This is a genomic window from Ideonella lacteola (assembly GCF_038066555.1).
In the GTDB taxonomy this organism is placed as follows: Bacteria; Pseudomonadota; Gammaproteobacteria; order Burkholderiales; family Burkholderiaceae_C; genus Ideonella; species Ideonella lacteola.
The window spans coordinates 1-1644 of record NZ_JBBUTG010000073.1; the positions used below are offsets into that span (position 1 = coordinate 1).

A 1644-nucleotide genomic window follows, 5' to 3' on the forward strand; every position below is an offset into this window, starting at 1 on the left:
ACCAGCAGCGCCAAGACGCTGACCGTGAGCAACACCGGCAACGCGGCGCTGAACTTCAGCGCCATCACGCTCGGTGGCAGCGCCGCGGCCGACTACGCGGCCACCGGCGGCTGCGCGGTGGGAACGCCGGTGGCGGCCGGTGGATCCTGCACGCTGTCCGTGCGATTCAGCCCCAGCACCACCGGCAGCCGCCCGGCATCGCTGAGCATCGCGTCGAACGCCTCCAACGGCACCGCCACCGTCGCGCTCAGCGGCACCGGTGATGCCGTGGCCGCACCGCAGGTCAGCCTGTCGGCCACGAGCCTCGCGTTCGGCAGCGTCACCGTCGGCACCAGCTCCGCCGCGCGCTCGGTCACGCTGACGAATAGCGGCACCGCCGCGCTCAGCATCACCGGCATCACCACCGCCAGCCCCTACGGCGTCACCCACACCTGCGGCAGCAGCGTGGCTGCCGGCGGCAGCTGCCGTATCGATGCGGTCTTCACCCCGACGGGCGCAGGTTCGGCCAGCGGCAGCATCAGCATCGCCAGCAACGCCAGCGGCTCGCCCCATGCGGTGGCCTTGTCGGGCACCGGCGTGCTGGCCAGCACCGGCATCCTGCAGTGGTCTGATGCCTCGCCGGTGGACTTCGGCGATGTCACGGTCGGCGACGATGCGACGCCGCACACCTTGACGCTGTCCAACACCGGCACCGGCACCGCGACCCTGAGCGCCTTCACCTTCAGCGGCAGCCAGGCGGCGGACTTCCGCGTCGGCGGCACCTCGACCTGTGCGGCGGGCCAGGATTTGGCGGCCGGCGCCGATTGCACGGTGGTGGTGGGCTTCACGCCTGGCGCCAGCGGTGCCCGCAGCGCCAGCCTGGCCGTCTCGGCCACGCAAGCCACCACGCCCGACGCCATCGCCTTGTCGGGCAACGGCACCGCACCGGCGGCACCGGCGCTGGGCCTGTCGGCCGAGTCGCTCAGCTTCGTGGCACCGGCCAGTGGCACCGCGCCCGCACAAGCGCTGACGCTCACCAACACCGGCAACGCCGAGCTGCACATCACGGCCTTGGCCTTCAGCAGCAACCGCTTCAGCCTCGCCGCCAGTGGCACCTGCGGCGCCGTTCCGCTGGCCATCGCGGCCGGTGCGAGCTGCACCGTCGACGTGGCCTGGGCCGGCACGGCCGCCGACCGCAGCGAGACCGCCACCTTGACCCTCAGCGGCGACATGCCCGCGGGCACCGCCAGCGTGGCCTTGAGCGGTGAGGGCGGTGGCGACGAGCCCGCCAACCAAGGCGGCGGCGGCTGCACCTTGGGTGCGGGCACCGGCGCCGCCGACCCGCTGCTGCTGTTGATGGCGCTGGTGGCCGGTGTGCTCGCCTGGCGCCGTCGCAAGGCCTGAATTCGACACGGAGGACATCGAGATGAACCGTTCCCTTTCACGCCGGACCTGGCTGCAGGCCACCAGCCTCGGCCTGGCGGCCATGGCGTGGTCGCGCACTGCGCTGGCGGTGGAGCCGGGCCAGGCGCTGCCCATGGCCACGGTGCCGGGCGCCAGCGGCCAGCCCGCCGTGCCCCTGTTCGATGGCAAGGCACGCGCCACCTACATCGACTTCTGGGCGTCGTGGTGCGGCCCGTGCCGCCAGTCGTTCCCGTGGATGAA

The 1644-nt window shown here is 72.9% G+C and carries 2 protein-coding genes; both read left to right on the forward strand.

What is annotated here, in order from left to right:
* Positions 1-1383 (forward strand): choice-of-anchor D domain-containing protein (locus tag AACH06_RS30070; protein ID WP_341429519.1); only part of this gene is annotated, 1383 nt, incomplete at its 5' end.
* Between the two features lie 22 nt (positions 1384-1405).
* Positions 1406-1644: TlpA family protein disulfide reductase (locus tag AACH06_RS30075; RefSeq protein ID WP_479723923.1), on the forward strand; the 239-nt coding region annotated here is incomplete at its 3' end.